The organism is Oscillibacter valericigenes (genome assembly GCF_021531435.1).
Lineage (GTDB): Bacteria > Bacillota > Clostridia > Oscillospirales > Oscillospiraceae > Oscillibacter > Oscillibacter valericigenes_B.
Genome location: NZ_JAFBIS010000035.1, coordinates 1 through 18,254, shown reverse-complemented (window position 1 = coordinate 18,254; position 18,254 = coordinate 1). Strand labels below are relative to the sequence as shown.

Genomic DNA, 18,254 nt, shown 5'->3' with positions numbered 1-18,254 from the left:
TTACTTTTGCCGCAGTGCCTGCGGTTCTGTTTTTGCGCCCTTTTTCGGGCTTCCCCGATTATTACGTTGTTTCAAACTTATTCCTCCCTTTCATGGCGTTGAAGCCGATCAGAACGGCCCAGACATAGGCACAGGTCTTGGGAATCATCAACATTCCCACCGCCGGTACCGTATCCGCGAACAGAACCACGGGGATGTAGCAGGCAAAGCTCACCACTACGGCAAGCCACAGATGGCGGAAGGGCCTGTCCTGCTGTTCCCTGGCGCTGCGGCAGAACAGAACCACGATCAGCACACCGAGAATGGTAAAGGGAATATTGCGGTAAATGCCCCAGGAGAGCGGCGGGGCCGCGCTTGTCCAGGCGTTCTGCGGCATGAGGCACAGGGCAATGCGGGTCAGGGCCAGTACCCACACAGCGGCCGTTATCCTCTTTTGACCACTGACCTGATACCGGGCCCGCCACACGTAGTAGAGCAGCACATAAAACAGCGTCATGGTGACGGAAGTCACCAGCTTGCCGATACCCAGCGCCGCCGTGTAGTGTTCCAGCCCTGTGGTGCAGAGGGCAATGGCCCGGGGCACCAGATGGAACGCGTCGCCGCAGCCCAGCGTCACCGCCATGGCGCCGTACAGCAGGTATTGCTTCTCTCCCCTGCTGTTTCGGATCATCAGGATGCCGAGGGTGATGACCGTCACCAGATACACGATGTCAAAGAGTGTCTCAAAAATTGCCTGCATGGTTCGTTCCTCCTAATTTGAACAATGTTCACTTTACTGAAAAAGAGTGCCCGCCCTTTGGCGGGATGCTCCTTATTCATAGATAACTCTGCGGATCACTTCCAACAGTACAGCACAGTCCGGCTGACCCTGTACCAGCAAAACCAACATGGAATCCAGAACAAAATCAACGAATTTTTCTTGCGGAAAAGAAGCTGTAAAGGTGTTTTCCTGGACAGCTTTATCGTCCCGCAAAACCTCCAGCATCCCGGCTTTCATATGGGCAAAGGTATGCTCCATGGCGCTTTTGGCCTCTCCCCTCTTGGAGCTGGCGATGCTGATGGCATGGCCCGTCAGGAAATTTGGGTACGCCTGGGCTCCCTTCCGGATACGCGCATACAAGTCCTCCACATAATCAGAAAAGGGAATGTCCGCCACACACTGCTGATCCGCATGGAAAATATCTCTCCAGATGCTCTCCACAGTGTCCAGCACCAACTCCTCCTTATCCGCGTAATAGTTGTACAGCGTTCCCAGGGCGATACGGCACTCATCAGCGACCAGCCGCATATTCAGCGCCGTCAGGCCCTTCTCCGCCACGATGCGCCTGCACACCTGCATGATGGCTTCTTTCGATGTGATGACGGTGTTCAACTTAATTCCCCCCTATAATGAACATTGTTCATTATAGGGGGGCTTTTTATCATTGTCAAGAAGAGCTGGGCTCGTTTTCGCTTGTCAATAAATCCGGCCTTATTGAGTGCCTCTGCCAACTGCGTATTGATTAATAACGTCCCGCTCAAGATCCTACGCGCACTTCAAGAATGGAAACAAAAAGTCCTGAAACCGTTGCGGTTTCAGGACTTTTACTGGTCCGAGTGTCATGAAAGGATCTGGTAAAATTCAGTAAAATCAATGGCTTGCAAGCAGCGGGTAAGGTGCTTTGATCCAAATGAAAACAGAATCGTCAGCGGCATGGTTCAAAAGCAGATTTGAGTCGTGCATTTCATGGGCTCAAAACGAAATGCAATAAAACCAATTTTTATTTTTCATGATCAGTATCATCTGCAAATGAAGCGATTCTGCCTGTAACATTGCCAGCCGCTTCATGATCAGAATTGAAAACAACATCACCGCTTGCGGCTTTTCTGAAGTATGTATTGACAGCTAACGATTATTAGCTTATCATTTAGCTAACAATCGTTAGCTGCGAGGGTATTATGAAAAACGAAACGACGAAACAAAAGATCCTGACTGAATCGGTCAAACTGTTTGCGAAAGAGGGATATGAGGCTGTCAGTGTCGATCAGATCGCAAAAGCTGTTGGTATCAAAGCCCCTTCCCTCTATAAGCATTACAAAAGCAAACGCGATATTTTTGACAGCATCTTACAGGTCATGGAACAGCAGGATGGAGAAAACGCGGCTGCCTGTTCTTTGCCGGAAGGAACGGCAGAGGCCATGCCGGAAGCCTATGAACGATCGTCCATAGAGGATCTGATCACATTCAGCAAACAGCAGTTCCGGTATTGGACGGAAGATGCGTTTGCGTCAGCTTTCCGTAAGATGCTGACGGTGGAACAATACCGCAGCGCAGAAATGAACGACCTTTACCATCAGTATCTCGGTGCCGGCCCGCTGAACTATGTGGCAGATTTATTGGGTTCTCAGGCGGAAGCCCTGGCTTTTTATGGCCCAATGTATCTATTGTACAGTGTCTGCGATAACGCGGACGATAAGGCGGCGGTATATGCCTTACTGGACACCCATTTGGAGAGGTGGCGCAGATGAATTTTTTGATCCCGGACCGCTGGGCAGCGCTGGCCGCTCAGTATCCTGAAGGGACTGTGGGGCGAATTACGCTGCAGGAAAAGGGGATGTATCGGATTCGCACCAGCATGAGCGAACAGAACGCTCTTGTTTCCGGCAAGTTTCAATTCGACGCGCAGTCCCCGTCCGATTACCCCGCCGTAGGCGACTATGTATTGGCTAACTGCACCGATCCAGATACTGCCATCATCCATCAGGTGCTGCCCCGCAGGAGCCTCTTTGTACGCAAAGCGGCAGGCACTTCTAAAACGGAACAGGTGGTAGCCGCCAATATCGATACCGTGTTTCTGTGTATGAGCCTGAATAACGATTTCAATCTGCGCCGGCTGGAACGCTATCTTTCAGTTGCATGGGAAAGCGGAGCGGATCCGGTGGTGGTGCTGACAAAAGCGGATCTGTGCACGGACCTGCCCCAAAAGCAAAGAGAAGTGGAAGCCATCGCGATGGGCGTGGATATTCTCACTACCTCCGCCATGGAGTCGGACGGATACCGGCAGATCACGCCTTATATCACAGAGGGCAGGACCGTTGCCTTTGTGGGTTCCTCCGGTGTGGGCAAGTCCACGCTGATCAACCGCCTGCTGGGGGGAGAGCGCCTGGCAACAGGCGGCCTTCGTAATGACGACAAAGGCCGTCACACCACCACCCACCGGGAACTGCTGTTTCTGCCGGGCGGGGCCATGGTTATTGATACACCGGGCATGCGCGAACTGGGCATGTGGAACGCCGCTTCCGGTGTTGAGCAAACCTTCGGAGATATTGAAGAACTGGCAGCCCGGTGCCGTTTCCGCAACTGTTCCCACACCAGCGAGCCGGGCTGCGCCGTCCGCGCCGCCATCCGGAGCGGTGATCTGGATGGCGGCCACTGGCTGTCCTATCAGAAGCTGAAAAACGAGAATTCTTATGCCGCCGACAGCGAAAGCTATCTGGCCGCAAAAGAAAAGAAATTCAAAGAGATCTCAAAAATCAACAAGCATCACAAGAAGAGGTAATCTGCATGAAATATCCGCTCAGTGAAAAATACAACACGCCGGAACTCATGGCGAAAATCATGGGTCCAAATCCAATGAAATTGGAGGAAGAGCTGCTGACCGGACACAAAATTCCTGCCGGGAGTGTAGTCTGCGACCTCGGCAGCGGACAGGGGCTGACCAGCGTGTTTTTGGCAAAGGAATACGGTTTTACTGTCTATGCCGCAGACCTGTGGAGCGATCCGGAGGAAAACCGGCGTTTCTTCCGGGAAATGGGATTGTCCGAAGCAGAAATCATTCCAGTCAAAGCGGATGCAACCGCGCTTCCATTTGAAACAGGATTTTTTGACAGCATCGTCAGCACGGATTCCTACAACTATTTTGGCCGCGACCCGGAATTTTTGGATCAAAAGCTGCTGCCCTTTCTCAAGAAAGGCGGATATGTCTACATCGCGATCCCCGGCATGAAGCAGGATTGCCACGATTGTTTACCGCCGGAATTGCTGCTGTCCTGGACGCCTGAACAAATGGATTATATGCATGACGTGGCTTACTGGCGCGATATGGTCAGCCAAAGCAGGGACGCCGAGATCGTCGAAGTCAGCCAGATGGAGTCCAATGAAGAAGTATGGGCGGACTGGCTAAGGCAGGAGAATGCGTATGCGGTCGGCGACCGCAGAGCCATAGAAGCCGGCGGGGGAAAGTATTTGAACTTTATCAAAATCGTGTTGAGAAAAAATAAGAGTACATGCGGAGGCCGCCAATTTCCGGGCAAGGCAAGCGTATTGGACACACAAAAAAATCGACAGGTTTCTTACCGAAACCTGTCGATTTTTAGTCTGAGCGGCGAAACTCAAACTCACGCCCCCTTGCCCCCCAGTCAGGCTGATCCACATACCACAGTCGCCGGAAATCGCATACTGACTCTTATACAACAATTCTGCACGCTAAAAATATGAATACTCCGGTGTGGAATGGATCCTGTAAAAATCAATATTTGCTTTTGAACTCTGACCTCATTTTGACCGTGTATGATCCGCAGGTCAGCGGACGCACGATGCATAGGGCCGGTCGTCCAGCCTGCCCCTGCAGCCTAACTTTTTTGCGATACGGCCCATAAAAAGCCGGGATATGTGCCTGAAAATCAGATTGTACATCCGGATCTCGCCCCGGGGCATATACTCCGGAGCGGCGAATTTGTCCACGACGGACTTGTCGAAATATCCGGTCTTTGCGTAATACCGGCCCATTTCCGTAAAGGGCGCCAGCAGCTTTGCCCGGCTCTTTTCATCCGTCAGGCTGAGGCCAAACAGGTCGCCCTTGATGAGCGTCCCGGCGTATTCACAGCCCAATAGGGCAGGCAGCGTCTCCAGATAGGCCTCACAGCACCGGCTTTGACTGGCCTCCGGAAAGCCCCCCTGAAGCAGAAAGGCCAGTCTGGTGCCGGGCACCGTCTTTGGCCGCAGGCCGGAGAGGAACTCCAGCAGGATGCCGGGGATGTTCTCCACATACAGCGGCAGGGCGATGAGGATGTTGTCGCTGCGCTCAAATGCCTGGGTCGCGCCGGCCCACTGGCTTTGGTCGGAGAGGTACCAGACCTCCGTGGTGTTTCCGCCCTCCTCATAGCCCTTTTGAAAGGCGGCGATGATCTTGGCGGTATTGCTCCTGGCCCGGGGCCTTGCCGCGCCGCTGATGATAACTAGATGCATGAGAGCACCTCCTTTGCCTCCGCGATGGGATAGACGCCCAGGCTCTCGCCGCCCAGGTTCAGCATGACCCGGTCCATCCAGCGGTTCAGGTACGCCCCGTCCGCCGCGCCGCTGTACAGCAGGCCGAAGCGGAGCTTTTTTTCGTAGCGGGGCACATGGCGGCACTGGCCGTCCACGATGCGGATATACATGGTGGCAAGGGGCAGCAGACGGTCCACCGCGTTCTTCATCCGGTGGTCCACGAAGTTCAGCGCCGTTCCCGCCAGAAACACCGTGGCGTCGTATTCCAGATAGGCTTTCAGCAGCTCCTTATAGCCGTCCCGGATGGAGCAGACCCCCGGCGTCACCAGCCAGCATGCGTTGCAGCCCACACAGGGGCGGAGATTTTTCTCATATGCGTGGATGACGCGGTGGTCAGGCACAGCCGCGCCCAGCGTGTCGATGGCGGCCAGGGCTGCCGGGTCATCCTTTGGCAGCAGGTTGACGATCAGCAAATTCATTCTTCCGTGTTCCTTTCCTCAAACCGCATGGGTGTGTAGCGCAGCCCGTCGGTGAGCTGCTCCGTGTCCGTGGGGGTAAAACCCAGGCGGCGGTAGACCTCCACCGCGTAGGGGGAGGCGTTGACGGTGAACACCTGGGTCTCATAGTCCTGCCGCATGGCCTCAAACAGCCGCCGGCCGATGCCCCGGCGGTGATAGGCCGCGTCCACGAAGAAGCCGCCGATGTGCTGGGGCGGGCGCATACAGAGGACGCCCACCAGTCTGCCGCCGTCAAAGGCTCCGTAGAAAGCCAGCTTCCGGGTGCGTTCTTCGTCGTCCAGGCTGGCCCGGAAAGCGGCCACGCCCTCGGCCGGATACTCCGGGGCCTCAAATTCCAGAAACACCCGCCAGCAGAGCTCCAGCGCCGCCGGGATCTCCTCCGGAGCCAGCCTGCGGACAGGGTACGGCTCCAGACTGCGGGTCAGGCTGTACAGGGCCATGTCCACCACCTTGCCGTTCTTCACGGCGTTGTTTTTCATCAGGCCCTCCAGCGCGAAGCCCGCCTTCTCCAGCGCCCGGCGGGACCCGACGTTGTAGGAAAACGGCTCGGCGTAGATGCGCAGGATGTCGGTGGTCTGAAAGATAGTGTCGCAGAGCCGGCGGATGGCGGCGGACATGATGCCCTGTCCCCAGTATTCCTCCGCCAGATAATAGCCCAGCTCCGCCGTTTGGCGGTGGATGTTTCCCTGCCGGAAGGCGCCGATGCTGCCGACGGCCCGGTCATCGATGGTGATGGCATAGGCAAAGGTGTCGTTTTCATTGGCGGACAGCGTCGCAATGATGTAATCTCTCGCGTCCCGCTCCGTGTAGGGGAACGGCAGGCCGTCCCGCAGGTTGTTCAGGATATGTCGGTTATTCAGTGCGGCTGCCAGTTCTTTCGCGTCGGACAGCCGCCATTTTCTCAAAGAAAACTCCATATGTTCCCCTCCTCGCTGGAAAGTCTTTCCGCCGGCATTTAAGGCAGCGGCGCAAAGCCGACTCTGATCTCCCCAATTCCACCGTCGATCCCGATGAAGGTCTCCCCATCGCCGTACACAGTGTCGTCTGTCATCTTCACGCCGTCAAGGGTCGCTGTTCCGACTCCCTTGTCCAGGGTAATGCAATAGTCCTCCCGCGTGCCGGCCAGCGTCAGCTCCAGTTCTCCCACGCCGTAGTCGATGCTGCAGCTCCCGGTGAGCCGGCTTTTCAGCTCCGCTTCGCCAACGCCGATGTCCAGGTCCAGGTTGGCCAGCTCACCGCCGCCGATCTTCAGCTCTCCGGCGCCGCTGTTGACGACCGCTTTGACTGTCGCGGTAAGATGCCCGATGTCGGCCTCTCCCGCGCCCAGGTCCAGAGAGAGCTTTTCGGACAGGAGGGTGTCGGCCTTGACGGTCCCGGCCCCGGCGGAAATGGTCACCTGCTCAAACGCAAAGTCCCGGGGGACCGTCAGGATGACCCGGGCGCCCTCGGAGTGCAGCACCGGGCGCTCTTCTTTGATGGAGAGCGTCCCGTCCGCCGCCGCCACTTTCAGATACTTATGGTCACTCTCCACAGAAAATTCACTGCCCTCTTTGATCTCCAGCCGGGCGCCGCTGAGGTCGACCTCCAGGTTTTCCACCGCGGCGGGCACGGCGTAGGTCTGCATCTCTCCAAGGGCATCCCCGTCACCGGAGAGGGCGGAAAGGGATGAGACGGCGCCGAAGATCCCGCCGATGATGCTGACGATCAGGGACACCGCAAAAGCGACGGCGCAGTATTTGATGATTCTTTGTGCGGTCGTCATTTGATCTCAACTCCTCCAAACAGGCAGGTGGCATTCAGGTACAGGGTGTGCTGGTTGGCGGGGTCGTTCCGGCGCTCCCTGCCGGACACGCCGCCGAAGATGGAATTGGAGCTGACCTTGACGTTCAGGCCCTCGGGGACGTAGATGTCGATGCCGCCGAAGATGGCGGAGGCATTGATGACGCAGTCCCCATTGATCACCGCGCCCCGCAGGTCACACTTGATGCCGCCGAAAACGGCATCCAGCTGGGCTCCCTCAAAGACCTCGCCGGTATAATCGAAGGTGGCGCCGGAGAACGTCGCCGCCCCGCTTCTGACAGCGCCGTCGGTTTCTTTCATCTGCTGAAAAACCTGTTCGCCCCGGCTGCCAAACACGCCGCGCAGGATCATTTTGGCGCCGATGAGCACGATGATCGCCGGGACAAGCAGCTTCCAGAGGACCCCGAAGTCCAAGATGCCCTGGCAGCAGAGCAGCAATAGCACGCCGACGCAGAGTCCGATGAGATGGCCTCCCTTGTCGTATCCGGTAAACAAGCCCACCGCGCAGGGCACGATGATGAACAGCGTCCACCAGCCGTCAAAGAAAATGTCAATACTGGCGATGCCCAGGGCGTTCACCGCCAAAATGACGCCCACCGCCACAAGTACGATCCCCCATAAAATACCGCTTACTTTTTTCATGATGATGCTCCTCACATATGGATTGGCCCGGTAAGGCTTTGTTGATGCTCCTATTGTACCGGGGGCCCGCCGTTTCAGATAGGCGGATTTTTCAGCCGTTTGTGTGAAATTTATAGATGTGAACGCCAGTAAAGCCCTCAGGACAATGTGCAGACCAGGTCCGGGTCCGTCAGGTGGATATAATGGCTGCTGTGCTTGGCGCAGACGGTGCAGGAGCCATAAGCCCGCATGGCCTCCTGCCACAGTGCTTCGGTCTGCCCGTTTTGTCCGCGCCGCTCTTTTTGACCCCGGCCTCCGTCAGGTCCGTGCGGAACCGGCAGTCATCCGGCGAAAGCGGGTCCAGGAGCACGGGTCCGCCGACCTGCTCCGGGTACGCTTTGGCGAATTTCCACGCGTACGATCCGCCCCGAGAATGTGCAGGCACGACCATCTTCTCCTCATGGGGGAGCCTTTCCAGAAGCTGGTGCAGTTCCATGGCGATGTTGCGCCCGGCGTACGCGCCAGAGCGGAAGCACTGCCGGCGGTGCCAAGGCCCCTCCCGATCACAACGGAGATCCTGCCGTCACCGCAGATCTCACAGGCGAGGCCGGCGAACGGTATCTGAACCACTTCTGTTCCCACTCTCCCTTCATCCGGAAAGCATCCGGCCCTCACCGGTAAGTGTCTTCTCGATACATGTATTTTACCAAACCTCAGCAGTGTCCAATAGTCATGCTTTTCCGAAGAATGGGTTAAATTGATAGAAAAAGCACAGAGCAAAACGCTCTGTGCTTTTTGATGGGTGCTTGTGCCTATTTTGCGGAAATAAAGTCCCGAGTGCGCCGAATCAGAGTCAGCGGTCCATTGAGGCCACTGGCTCTGATTACTATCCTGGGAACGTCAGTTCAGTGAGATCAACGCCGGGTAAGTTTAGCTTCCGCATTACATCAGCAGGACAAAAACACATGAGGAAAACTCCAGAAATTAAGTGAGAGTTTCTTGCCATAATGATCAAACCTTGTACAGAGAAGCAATTCATCTCACCACCTTGTAGGTGGGAGTATTCTTGCTGATTTAAGATAAAAATGCATACTTCCTTTTTACCGAAATCCGGAGGAAGTCATTTTGAGCATTGATGCCTGCGTCTCTCCCGTTCAATAGCTGAACAGGTAAAAGTCAACCATTTTCTGCGGCGCGGCACAAAACAGGTTCCGACGCTCTCAGCTGTGGCTGCGCAAAAATTCCAGGAAATCCGACTGGGATAGCGGCTGGGAATAGTAAAAGCCCTGAATGAAGTCGAGGCCCTCCTGGTTCATACCGGTGAATTCCTCGTCTGTCTCAATGCCCTCCGCCACCAGCTTCAGCCCCATGTTGTGCGCCATACCAACTACGGCCTGCACCACCTGTCTGGCCTTCGGTGAACGGAAAAAGGCTTTGGTCAAATCGTAATCCAGCTTGACAATGGAGACCGGCATTTCAACCACATACATCAGGTTGGATTCCCCTTTGCCGAAATCGTCCAGGGAAAAGGTGAAGCCGTAGTCGATCAGCCGCTTCATGTTTTCCAACAGTGTGATCCGGGCACTGATGGATGCGGTTTCGGTAATTTCCAGATTGATCAGGCCGGGAGAGATCCCGTATTGACCGATGATGGAGATCAGCCGCTGGGACAAATTGGCCCGTTCGCACTGCACCACGGACAGATTCACTTCCACATACCGAATCCCAAGGGAAAGGACCTCGGATTCTTTCAAAAACCGGCAGACCTTTTCAAACACCCGCTCTCCCAGATCCAGGATCTGGCCGGTTTCCTCGGCAATCGGAATGAAACGGCCGGGAGAGAGCAGTTCCCCGTCCCGGGTCCTGATACGGATCAGCGCTTCGGCAGAAGCAAAGCGGTGTTCAGCGGTGGAATAGATGGGCTGATAGAATACCTCTACCCGGTCCTCGGCCAGCGCATTGGCGATTTCCGCTTCTATCAGATGCTGCGCCCGGTAGTGATCTACAACAGCCATGTCGGCGGTGAGCAGGGTACCTGCGCGATCCCTGCGCGATGAAGATACAAAGGCCAGGAAGCGGAACAGATCATCCGCATCGGAAAACACATCGGCACAGGGAACCAGGATGCAGCGCACCGCATCCCGGACGCAGTCCATATCCGCAAATTCGGACAAAATCTCCTTGCTGGCATCTTCCAGGGATTGCGGATTTGGAGCGATGATGACAAGGCTCAGGTTGATGCGCTTAAACACCCACAATTTCTCACTGCGATTTGCCACGCGGATCATTTTCTGCAGGATCTCGTTGGTATCAAAGTCCTGTCCCCCGGAAGGTACGGTGCTGTCAAAGGTAATTTCAAGAACGCTGAAGGTGAGATGCTGGGCATAAAGCTGCTTGAGATATTCTGTCAGCGCATAGGCGTTGAAGCAGCCCAGGCGGCGATCCAGATTCGCCTCCGGATTTTCCAGAAGAACAAACAAGATCAGAACGCCCAAAGCACTGGCAAAGCCAACGATCAGCAGGGCGCTGTTCAAAAACTGAATAGCGGCGGCCACGATCCAGATCAGCATCCAAAGGACAATGGCAAATCCCCGCCGGGGGTTCAGACGCTTCCGGAACATAAAGGCGGCGCTCAGGGTTGCGGCCATGTACACGGCCACGAACAGATAAACCGTCAGCACGGCAGCGCCATAGGTATAGACCTGGCTTCCGTCGTCGTAGATGTGGATAGGAAGAACGTAGATCAGCACGCTCTGGATACAGAGCAAAAGAAGCAGCATTCGGGTGAGGCGGCGGTGCCGTGCCTCGGACACCAGATCCGTAATGACATAGATCAGCGCCGAGCATGTTCCCCAGATCAATGTAATAATATAGGATTTACAGATAAAATTCACCAGGTACAGGGGCAAAACATGCCGGAAATGGATGAATATGAGGGAAAGCATATCCAAAACAAGGCTGGTGGTAATGGTGTAGAGCACGAAGTAGAACACTTTTTCCTTATATAGCCGAAGTGTCCGGTGGCTGTTGAGAAAAATAATCAGCAGAACCAAGATGCACAGGCCGCACAGCTGAATTTGAATGTTCATGCCGTCCCCCCTTTCAGTCTGTCTTTTTGCTTCTCTATTTCACATTTATGATAACAGGCTGTACTACTTCATGCAACAAAAAACGTCATGGTAAGAGTCTTCCTTCTGCAAGAGGTTTTGGGGCGATTGCTTTTATCATGCCTAAAAATATGCAGCTGCCGCAAAATAAGACTTTCTTGCTTACTTGCGGCAGCTGCTTCACACTTTGCGCACTCGATTTTAATGACATTGTTCACAGCGGGAGCATAGCAAAACCGTGCACCAGCCGTTTTTTTACGATCACCAGGGCTGCATCAGAGTCAACACCTCAACCGCCATTTGCGTACTCAAACCCGGCGCAGGAGCCTGTACGGTCAAACAAAAGCGCCTCCCCTGCCCAAAAGCGGTAACGCACGGTAGAGCGAAGGCTCTCATGGACGGTGCGGCTCATGACACCCCCGGCGGGCGCGCGCAGCGGGCACCCCTCCCCTTCCAGCAGTTCCGCCGTCAGGCGGTACTTTCCCTGCCGGATGGCCGCGCCGGAGGCGGACCACTGTTCTACCCGGGCGCCCCGGTAGGTGGCCAGACGGTATTCCCGCCCATCGCAGAACACCGCGCAGATACAGCCGGTGAACCGGACACCCGCCATGGGAATGGCGGCAATGGAGAGCATCACGCTGCCGGGCCGAGTCCCCTGCCAGATGCACTGGGTCCACAGATAATCGCTGGGAAAGGCCCGGCCCCGGTCCGTTTCGATGTAGCCCACGCCGCCGGAAAAGTTCAGCGTCTTCCCGTTCAGCATCAGCCTCCCCTCCAGCGGATGGCCCATGCTGATGACGCCGTGGGCGCACTCCATGCCGGGAACGAAGCGAAACGGGCCCATAATGTCCGACTTCAGTGGCGTAAAGGGGCCACAGCCCACCGTTCCGTGGAGGGAAAGTCCGTCCCCCTCGACCTGGAGGCGCAGTCTCCGGTCCGTGAACAGGTTTTCCCCAATCTGGACGCAAAACATACGCTCAAAGGCACGGAGCTCCGGATACGTCAGCCACCAGGACTGCCCGCCCGCAAGGACCTGGAGGGAAGCGCTGCGCCGTCCCGCATGGTCGATGTGATAGGCCGGGATGAGGGCGAGGGCGTCCCCCTTCCGTGTCTGGAGCTTCCAATACCAGCCCTCGAAATACGGTCCCTGTTTTCCCGCGCCGTGGTAATACTTCGTCATTCCCGGCTGTCTGTCTTACAGTTCACGACCTGGTAGCCCATATCCGCAAGCTGCTTGCCGATGCGGTCACTTTGGACGCCTGTGGTGTCGAAGTCCACTGACACGCAGCTCTCATTGCTGACGGTGACGGAGAGTACGCCGGGCAGGGTATCCAGGCCCTGCTTGATCTCCTTCACGTCGTGCTTGCCGCTGATCCCGCCCACGATAAAGCAGGCGTTTGCCTTTGTCATAGTTGGTCACCTCATCACTAGTATGGGTGAAATTCGGAGATTTTATAAAGGTCTTTTCTTCAAAATGCGCTTGTACTTGTTTTGTGGTTCTTCGAGATCATGCAGCCTTATGATTCCGATGTGATACATCGCAGAAGAAATCCTGAACATCCGGATGCAAAGATAAAGAAGCGGTTTCTGTGTCTTCTTCCCAAGCCGGGTCATCATCGCAGTCAAAGATAATGGATAAGTGCAAAACACACCATATGCGGTCAATCAGATGGCAGATAGCGGGATAATCGCTTCGCTGTGTCCTGCGGAAATCGTCCAACCGAAAAAGGCAGAACTCCATTACAGCAGCGATTGAAAGCAAAACAGAAAAGTACAATGCGACTACGATAGCAAATAACATCAGGAACACCAACCTTCCATGAAGAATAGATATATGCGCCTTTTTTCATTTTTCATTGATTCTATTCGGGTTGATTCTATTCGTAGTCTAACAGCAAAGCTGTCCGATTAACCGGACAGGACAGGCATTTGTACGATAATCAAAACAGCCGTCCTCCGTCCTGCTGCAGAATGAGCGAAACTCAATGTGCCGGATGCGGATAGCAAAACAAAATTGAGACCACCCTCGATTGCTTGATGGGGACTATTGGATATACATAAAAGGACACCTATCCGGGTCGTTACCGCATAAGTGTCCTTTTAGCAATAAATTGGCTTCTGTTTTACGCATGATGTTCCGTAGCACATTTTCTGTTATCTTGGAAGCTTTATGAGCGTTTTTCAAGTGTGGGGTAAGCCGCTTTCAGCAATAATACGATGCCTCTCCAAAAAAACTGATCTACTTTTCTACCACCTCTGCACTCCGCGCTCCAATTTTGCGGTAGGCGCCTCCTCCGTTACATGGACATGTACCGGCTCCAGCGGCTCATTTTCATTTGCCCCAAAAAATACCCAATAAGACCCAACCTTATCCGGCACAGTAACCTTGTACCGAAAAGCGATTCATCTCACCAAATATAGATGGGAGTATTCCCATATGAATGCCTCCCTGTTACTTTTTGTGCAGTTGGCAGACCGCACACTTAATTGTAACAGGGATTCTTATTCATCGCTTAAGCTCTTCTGAACCACTCGCTTAGCGAGTGGTTTTCTTTATACAAAAAGCCCCAAAAGTACTTGTTTCCAGTACTCTTGGGGCGTTTAAACAGTTGCTATTTTTGCTTATTATCAGTGGATAGTGCTTGATCTACAGCACGATTGATAAAACCGTTTAGAGATTCGCCACATTGGGCTGCATGATCCTGTATGACCCTTTTTTTCCCCTTGGGGACACGAAATTGAACTACTTCAAACTTTTCGTGATACTTTTTACTAGCTTTTAGTTGTGCTTCACTCTGGGCCATATTGCGTTCCCCCAATATTTTTGAAAACAGTATACTTAAGATTGCGGTATATGTGTATGCACATACATTACGATATTGAGACAAGTATTTTGTTGAGTTTATACATTGATATGTGTATGCACATATGTTATTATACCAATAGAAAACGAAACCACGGCAGTGTATGGGAGCGCCAACTCCCATACACCTGCGCAGGTGCTTCACCACCTACACAACGGACCTGGGTCCGCACCGCAGGATTAGTATACCCTTTTTTGCTTCAAGACGCAAGGGGCACCTTTTCTTCGGGCGGCCAACTCCGTCTATTTGTCAACAGACACCGTGTAGGCTTATGCCCTGCACGGTGTTTTGTTTTCAAATATGGTTAAGGAGTTGATCCCTATGAAAAGCATTGCGCTTCCCAAAAACCGCAGGCCTGGCCCTTCAAACGGCCAGATCTCCACGGTGCCGATCCTCGGCGGCCGTGCCATCACGCTGAGTGACTGGGGTGACATCTGGTATGCGGATTACCGTTCCCAGGTGCAGCCTTCTACCTATTATGGGTACCAGTTCACCCTGCAGATCATCAAGAAGTGGCTGGGTGACGCCCTTGTGGCGGATGTCCTGCCCATCCATATCAACCTCTTTATGACGGAGCTCATGAAGAGCGGGTATGGAATGTCCCAGATCCACAAGTGCCGCACCATGCTGATCCAGCTGTTCGATGCAGCGGAAGACAACAACCTGATTTCCAGGAACCCCGCACGGCGGGCCAAGATCGTCCGTGACCTGGACGGTTCTCTGACCGAGCCCCGGTATGAAAAGGATGCCTTCACCGATTTGGAAGTCGAGCTGCTCCGCCGCGATCTTCCCGATGACCTCCTGGGCAACAGCATCCGCCTGCTGCTGGACACCGGCCTCCGGGTTCAGGAGCTGATTGCCCTGGCTCCCGAAGACATCGCCGAGGACGGTTCCTCCGTCACCGTGAACAAGGCCATCAAGATGGTAGCAGACATCCCGCAGTTGGGCCCGCCCAAGAGCCGTCATGCCTATCGGACCGTCCCCGTTCCGGAGGAAAGCCGGGCCTGCGCGCTTTACCTCAAGCACCACGGCGGCCAGACGCTGATCTGGAGCCTGCCCGGCAGGAATCCGTATTACAGCGTGCGGTGCTTTCGCCGCCGCTACTGCAACGCCCTCAACCGCATTGAAGGCGTCCGCTGCCTCCCTCCCCACTGCTGCCGGCACACCTATGTGACCAGGCTTCAGGCTGAAGGCATTCCGATGGAAATGATTGCCCATCTGGCCGGTCATTCCAACAGCACCGAAACGAATGCCTATGCCCATCCGTCCATGAAGACGCTGTCTGAGGCTGTCAGTGTGCTCCACAAGAAAGATGGAGATCATGCCTGCGCATGATCCCCCCGCCATCACCAAAGGGAGAACAGATTTTATGAAGAACTTTGAGCTCTGGACGGCAGACCTGCCGTTCCTGAAGGGCAGTACGCTGAAGTGCGGCCGCCGCCCTGTGGTCATCGTCTCTGACGACCAGTCCATTGAGAACAACAGCTTCGTCAGCGTCGTGCCCCTCACCAAGAACCTGGAGAGCCGTCAGCTCCCCACCCACGTGCTGCTGTGCAGCCGGTATCTGGATCACCCCAGCCGCGCCCTCTGCGAGCAGGTCACCACGCTGGACAAGACCCGTCTCGTCCGCCGCATCGGGTATGTGGAGGACACCTTCGACCGTTTTGCAATCAACCGCGCCCTGGCGGCGCAGCTCCATCTGGCTTCTGCCCAGATGATTTATGTACAGGAGGATCATTTTTATGGCTATGATTGGAAGGTTTAAATACGACAGCACCCCCATTGCCGCCGCGCTCTGGAAGAACCTGGGCGGCAACTTTCACGACCTGTCTCAGGCCATCTGCGAGTTCTGCGATGACTCCATCTCCAACTTCAACGGCAACCTGACGGACAGCACGCTCAACCGTGTTGTCCGCATCCAGGTCACGCCCATGAACGGCATGGTGGACATCACCGTCGAGGACGGCGGCACCGGCATCCAGGATCTGAACAACGCTCTGCGCCTGGCCGGTCAGTCGCGGAAGGAGACACCCCTGAACGAGCACGGCTTCGGCCTCAAGCATGCTCTTGCCTATGTGGAGGGCAAGGGCAGCTATTGGGAAATCTCCACCCGCACCCAGGAGGACGCGGAGCTGAATCAGTACCGGAAGGTGCATACTCCGTACAGCTTCAGCGGCGACGGAGAGTACCATGACGGCTGGATCGGCAGTCTCGGCAGGACTGGGACGGTCATCCACTTCACCTGCCCGATGGATATTTTCAATACGCTGAATCCCGATACCAATAAGGAGCTGACTTTTGACGAACAGCTGGCTATTCTGAAGGAGCATCTGCGTTACGTCTACGCGGATATCCTGCAGTCCGGAAAGGCCCGGATCGAGTTTATCTCGGTCAAGAACGGTCATCCCGATTGGGAGGTCCTCCAGGCGCTGATGCCCCAGTGGGACAGCAGCACTCGGGTGGTTATCCCTCAGCAGGATTATGACCTGGGCGCCGGCAAGGTGAAGATCAGCTGCGAGTACGGCTGCATCAAGCCCAGTGTGGAAAACCACAACTACTATCTGGGAAACATGGAGACCAGCGGCGTGGAGGTGCGTATCAACGGGCGTGTCGTGGAACGCGGCCTGATGAAGGCCATCTGGGGCCGGAAGGTCCACAACGCCGAGAACGCATTTCTGGTTCGTGTCAATCTGGAGGCCAGCGGCTTTGATGTGCTGCCTGGCACGAGCAACGAGAAGAACGGGTTCCGTAAAGGAGACCGGCGGCTGCGTAAGCTGTTCAAGTGGATCCGGGCCAACGTGCAGATCCCCAGCTCCTGCCGCGAAAGCCGGGAGTGCCAGCTGTTCCGCCTGCTGGCCGAGAAAAAGAAGAAGGAGCCCGGCATGACCAGAGTTTCTCTGGAAGAAGGGACGTTCCTCACCATTGGGCTCCATATGCGGATCGATCTCTTCACCTGCCAGAACAATAAGGTCACCATTTATGAGGGAAAGGTGAAAAAGACGAAGGCCATCGACGTTTACCAGCTGAAGATGTACTGGGACGGGTGCATCGAGGACGGTGTTCCCGCTGAGGAGGGCGTGCTGATCGGCGGGAGCCATTCCACCGAGACGCTCGCCCTGATCCAGTACGTCAACCGCATGACCGGTCCCGACGGGCGCCGCTACAACTTCCGGACGACCACCTGGAAGGACGAGGGCATCGCGTAAGGAGGCGTACTGCATGCGCTATGATTTTACCCCAAATTTCTGTGAAATCGGCCGCAGGATCCGGAAGCTCCGCGAGGAGCGGTGCCTGACGCAGGAAGCCCTGGCGGAGGCCGCTGGCGTGTCTGTGCCCTATGTGAGCCACATTGAGCGCGGGATCAAGAAGCCCAGCCTCGGAACCCTCCTGCGGCTGTCCGCCGCGCTGGATGTGACGGTGGATACGATCCTGCGGGGCAATCAGCCCGCGGAGGCAAACGCCTTTTTCAGCGATGTGCAGGATCTTCTGAATGACTGCGGCCAGAAGGAGCGCAAGGTGCTTCTGGAAATCGCCGCGGCAGTCAAACAGATCCTGCGGGATGCCGCATAGAAAATAGAGGAAATCGGAGACAGCGGGCTGAATGAGCCGCTGTCTCCGATTGCTTAGCTGTGATAGATACGAAAACATTCTAAGTTAATAGCAATATTGCTTGTTTAATCCCTGCGGCAATATTCCTTAATATAGCGAATCATCTCATCCTCCTACGGAAAAACCGGATCTCTTCCGCCAGATGCCACCTACCCAAAACATTTACCATGAGTTGGCCGAAGAGCCAGTCAGGATAGTTCTTCCAGGCTTTTGCAAGCCGCTTGTAAAACGCTTCGATTCTGTCTGGATTTCTCACATTGATTTTCCCTTTCTCAAAACGACGTCTATTTGGGAGGCGGAACCCAGCATATTCGATTATCAGGCAAAAATACGAAATCACTTTATTGGCACTCCTATAACCCGCAGGTCACATGCTTGACCTGCGGGTTATTCCTTTCCTCTCTGCATTGTTAGAGTCGGGCGAAATGGGCCATTCAGAGTCGGGTGAAAACGGCCAATTTTAGTCGGATAGAAATGGCCACTCGGT

At 54.9% G+C, this 18,254-nt stretch carries 18 protein-coding genes; 7 read left to right on the top strand and 11 right to left on the bottom strand.

What is annotated here, in order from left to right:
* Positions 1-61: 61 nt before the first annotated feature.
* Entirely contained in the window at positions 62-739 is a 678-nt protein-coding gene (locus JQM68_RS12645; protein ID WP_235223363.1) for a hypothetical protein, read from the bottom strand.
* A gap of 72 nt (positions 740-811) precedes the next feature.
* Positions 812-1,372: a TetR/AcrR family transcriptional regulator gene (locus tag JQM68_RS12640; protein ID WP_235223362.1), complete on the bottom strand. Its 561-nt coding sequence runs from the start codon at positions 1,370-1,372 to the stop codon at positions 812-814.
* 566 nt (positions 1,373-1,938) lie between these two features.
* Here JQM68_RS12640 and JQM68_RS12635 point away from each other — a divergent pair.
* From JQM68_RS12635 to JQM68_RS12625, 3 genes are read left to right on the top strand one after another with little or no spacing between them, the layout of a single operon-like run.
* A complete protein-coding gene (locus tag JQM68_RS12635) occupies positions 1,939-2,508 on the top strand; it encodes a TetR/AcrR family transcriptional regulator (RefSeq protein WP_235223361.1) in 570 nt (189 codons plus the stop codon).
* The gene (gene rsgA, locus JQM68_RS12630; RefSeq protein WP_412758480.1) at positions 2,505-3,539 is read left to right on the top strand and encodes a ribosome small subunit-dependent GTPase A; all 1,035 of its coding nucleotides are present in this window, start codon (positions 2,505-2,507) and stop codon (positions 3,537-3,539) included. The genes JQM68_RS12635 and rsgA overlap by 4 nt, the downstream gene beginning before the upstream one ends.
* Before the next feature lie 5 nt (positions 3,540-3,544).
* A complete protein-coding gene (locus tag JQM68_RS12625; protein ID WP_235223359.1) occupies positions 3,545-4,477 on the top strand; it encodes an SAM-dependent methyltransferase in 933 nt (310 codons plus the stop codon).
* 84 nt (positions 4,478-4,561) lie between these two features.
* On the opposite strand, the gene JQM68_RS12620 is transcribed toward JQM68_RS12625, so the two are convergent.
* The 9 genes from JQM68_RS12620 to JQM68_RS12575 all read right to left on the bottom strand — a co-directional run bounded on the left by JQM68_RS12620 (position 4,562) and on the right by JQM68_RS12575 (position 14,098).
* Positions 4,562-5,227: a hypothetical protein gene (locus tag JQM68_RS12620; RefSeq protein ID WP_235223358.1), complete on the bottom strand. Its 666-nt coding sequence runs from the start codon at positions 5,225-5,227 to the stop codon at positions 4,562-4,564.
* Positions 5,218-5,727, bottom strand: coding sequence for a flavodoxin family protein (locus JQM68_RS12615; RefSeq protein ID WP_235223357.1), 510 nt, complete (start codon positions 5,725-5,727; stop codon positions 5,218-5,220). Before JQM68_RS12615 ends, JQM68_RS12620 begins: the two co-directional genes overlap by 10 nt.
* Entirely contained in the window at positions 5,724-6,683 is a 960-nt protein-coding gene (locus tag JQM68_RS13985) for a GNAT family N-acetyltransferase (RefSeq protein WP_412758479.1), read from the bottom strand. Before JQM68_RS13985 ends, JQM68_RS12615 begins: the two co-directional genes overlap by 4 nt.
* 38 nt (positions 6,684-6,721) lie before the next feature.
* The gene (locus tag JQM68_RS12600; protein WP_235223356.1) at positions 6,722-7,528 is read right to left on the bottom strand and encodes a DUF4097 family beta strand repeat-containing protein; all 807 of its coding nucleotides are present in this window, start codon (positions 7,526-7,528) and stop codon (positions 6,722-6,724) included.
* Positions 7,525-8,208 carry a LiaF transmembrane domain-containing protein gene (locus tag JQM68_RS12595; protein ID WP_235223355.1) on the bottom strand — a complete coding sequence of 228 codons (684 nt, stop codon included), beginning with the start codon at positions 8,206-8,208 and terminating at the stop codon, positions 7,525-7,527. Before JQM68_RS12595 ends, JQM68_RS12600 begins: the two co-directional genes overlap by 4 nt.
* A 1,199-nt stretch (positions 8,209-9,407) precedes the next feature.
* On the bottom strand, positions 9,408-11,276 hold the full coding sequence (locus tag JQM68_RS12590; RefSeq protein WP_235223354.1) for an EAL domain-containing protein: 1,869 nt from the start codon (positions 11,274-11,276) through the stop codon (positions 9,408-9,410).
* Positions 11,277-11,583: 307 nt separating this feature from the next.
* Complete coding sequence (locus tag JQM68_RS12585) at positions 11,584-12,474, bottom strand: tocopherol cyclase family protein (protein WP_235223353.1); 891 nt, start codon at positions 12,472-12,474, stop codon at positions 11,584-11,586.
* Positions 12,471-12,704 carry a heavy-metal-associated domain-containing protein gene (locus JQM68_RS12580; RefSeq protein WP_235223352.1) on the bottom strand — a complete coding sequence of 78 codons (234 nt, stop codon included), beginning with the start codon at positions 12,702-12,704 and terminating at the stop codon, positions 12,471-12,473. The genes JQM68_RS12585 and JQM68_RS12580 overlap by 4 nt, the downstream gene beginning before the upstream one ends.
* 1,202 nt (positions 12,705-13,906) lie before the next feature.
* A complete protein-coding gene (locus JQM68_RS12575; protein ID WP_235223351.1) occupies positions 13,907-14,098 on the bottom strand; it encodes a hypothetical protein in 192 nt (63 codons plus the stop codon).
* Between the two features lie 381 nt (positions 14,099-14,479).
* Here JQM68_RS12575 and JQM68_RS12570 point away from each other — a divergent pair, with 381 nt between their 5' ends.
* From JQM68_RS12570 to JQM68_RS12555, 4 genes are read left to right on the top strand one after another with little or no spacing between them, the layout of a single operon-like run.
* The gene (locus JQM68_RS12570; RefSeq protein WP_235223350.1) at positions 14,480-15,493 is read left to right on the top strand and encodes a tyrosine-type recombinase/integrase; all 1,014 of its coding nucleotides are present in this window, start codon (positions 14,480-14,482) and stop codon (positions 15,491-15,493) included.
* A 34-nt stretch (positions 15,494-15,527) separates the two neighbouring features.
* A complete protein-coding gene (locus JQM68_RS12565; RefSeq protein WP_235223349.1) occupies positions 15,528-15,923 on the top strand; it encodes a type II toxin-antitoxin system PemK/MazF family toxin in 396 nt (131 codons plus the stop codon).
* Positions 15,901-17,364, top strand: coding sequence for an ATP-binding protein (locus tag JQM68_RS12560; RefSeq protein WP_235223348.1), 1,464 nt, complete (start codon positions 15,901-15,903; stop codon positions 17,362-17,364). The genes JQM68_RS12565 and JQM68_RS12560 overlap by 23 nt, the downstream gene beginning before the upstream one ends.
* 13 nt (positions 17,365-17,377) lie before the next feature.
* Entirely contained in the window at positions 17,378-17,728 is a 351-nt protein-coding gene (locus JQM68_RS12555; protein WP_235223347.1) for a helix-turn-helix domain-containing protein, read from the top strand.
* Positions 17,729-18,254 lie beyond the last annotated feature (526 nt).

Excerpts from the sequence above, each read along its gene's own strand:
- JQM68_RS12645 (WP_235223363.1), bottom strand. The coding sequence starts at position 739 with ATGCAGGCAATTTTTGAGACACTCTTTGACATCGTGTATCTGGTGACG.
- JQM68_RS12635 (WP_235223361.1), top strand. The coding sequence starts at position 1,939 with ATGAAAAACGAAACGACGAAACAAAAGATCCTGACTGAATCGGTCAAA.
- rsgA (WP_412758480.1), top strand. The coding sequence starts at position 2,505 with ATGAATTTTTTGATCCCGGACCGCTGGGCAGCGCTGGCCGCTCAGTAT.
- JQM68_RS12625 (WP_235223359.1), top strand. The coding sequence starts at position 3,545 with ATGAAATATCCGCTCAGTGAAAAATACAACACGCCGGAACTCATGGCG.
- JQM68_RS12620 (WP_235223358.1), bottom strand. The coding sequence starts at position 5,227 with ATGCATCTAGTTATCATCAGCGGCGCGGCAAGGCCCCGGGCCAGGAGC.
- JQM68_RS12615 (WP_235223357.1), bottom strand. The coding sequence starts at position 5,727 with ATGAATTTGCTGATCGTCAACCTGCTGCCAAAGGATGACCCGGCAGCC.
- JQM68_RS13985 (WP_412758479.1), bottom strand. The coding sequence starts at position 6,683 with ATGGAGTTTTCTTTGAGAAAATGGCGGCTGTCCGACGCGAAAGAACTG.
- JQM68_RS12600 (WP_235223356.1), bottom strand. The coding sequence starts at position 7,528 with ATGACGACCGCACAAAGAATCATCAAATACTGCGCCGTCGCTTTTGCG.
- JQM68_RS12595 (WP_235223355.1), bottom strand. The coding sequence starts at position 8,208 with ATGAAAAAAGTAAGCGGTATTTTATGGGGGATCGTACTTGTGGCGGTG.
- JQM68_RS12590 (WP_235223354.1), bottom strand. The coding sequence starts at position 11,276 with ATGAACATTCAAATTCAGCTGTGCGGCCTGTGCATCTTGGTTCTGCTG.
- JQM68_RS12585 (WP_235223353.1), bottom strand. The coding sequence starts at position 12,474 with ATGACGAAGTATTACCACGGCGCGGGAAAACAGGGACCGTATTTCGAG.
- JQM68_RS12580 (WP_235223352.1), bottom strand. The coding sequence starts at position 12,704 with ATGACAAAGGCAAACGCCTGCTTTATCGTGGGCGGGATCAGCGGCAAG.
- JQM68_RS12575 (WP_235223351.1), bottom strand. The coding sequence starts at position 14,098 with ATGGCCCAGAGTGAAGCACAACTAAAAGCTAGTAAAAAGTATCACGAA.
- JQM68_RS12570 (WP_235223350.1), top strand. The coding sequence starts at position 14,480 with ATGAAAAGCATTGCGCTTCCCAAAAACCGCAGGCCTGGCCCTTCAAAC.
- JQM68_RS12565 (WP_235223349.1), top strand. The coding sequence starts at position 15,528 with ATGAAGAACTTTGAGCTCTGGACGGCAGACCTGCCGTTCCTGAAGGGC.
- JQM68_RS12560 (WP_235223348.1), top strand. The coding sequence starts at position 15,901 with ATGGCTATGATTGGAAGGTTTAAATACGACAGCACCCCCATTGCCGCC.
- JQM68_RS12555 (WP_235223347.1), top strand. The coding sequence starts at position 17,378 with ATGCGCTATGATTTTACCCCAAATTTCTGTGAAATCGGCCGCAGGATC.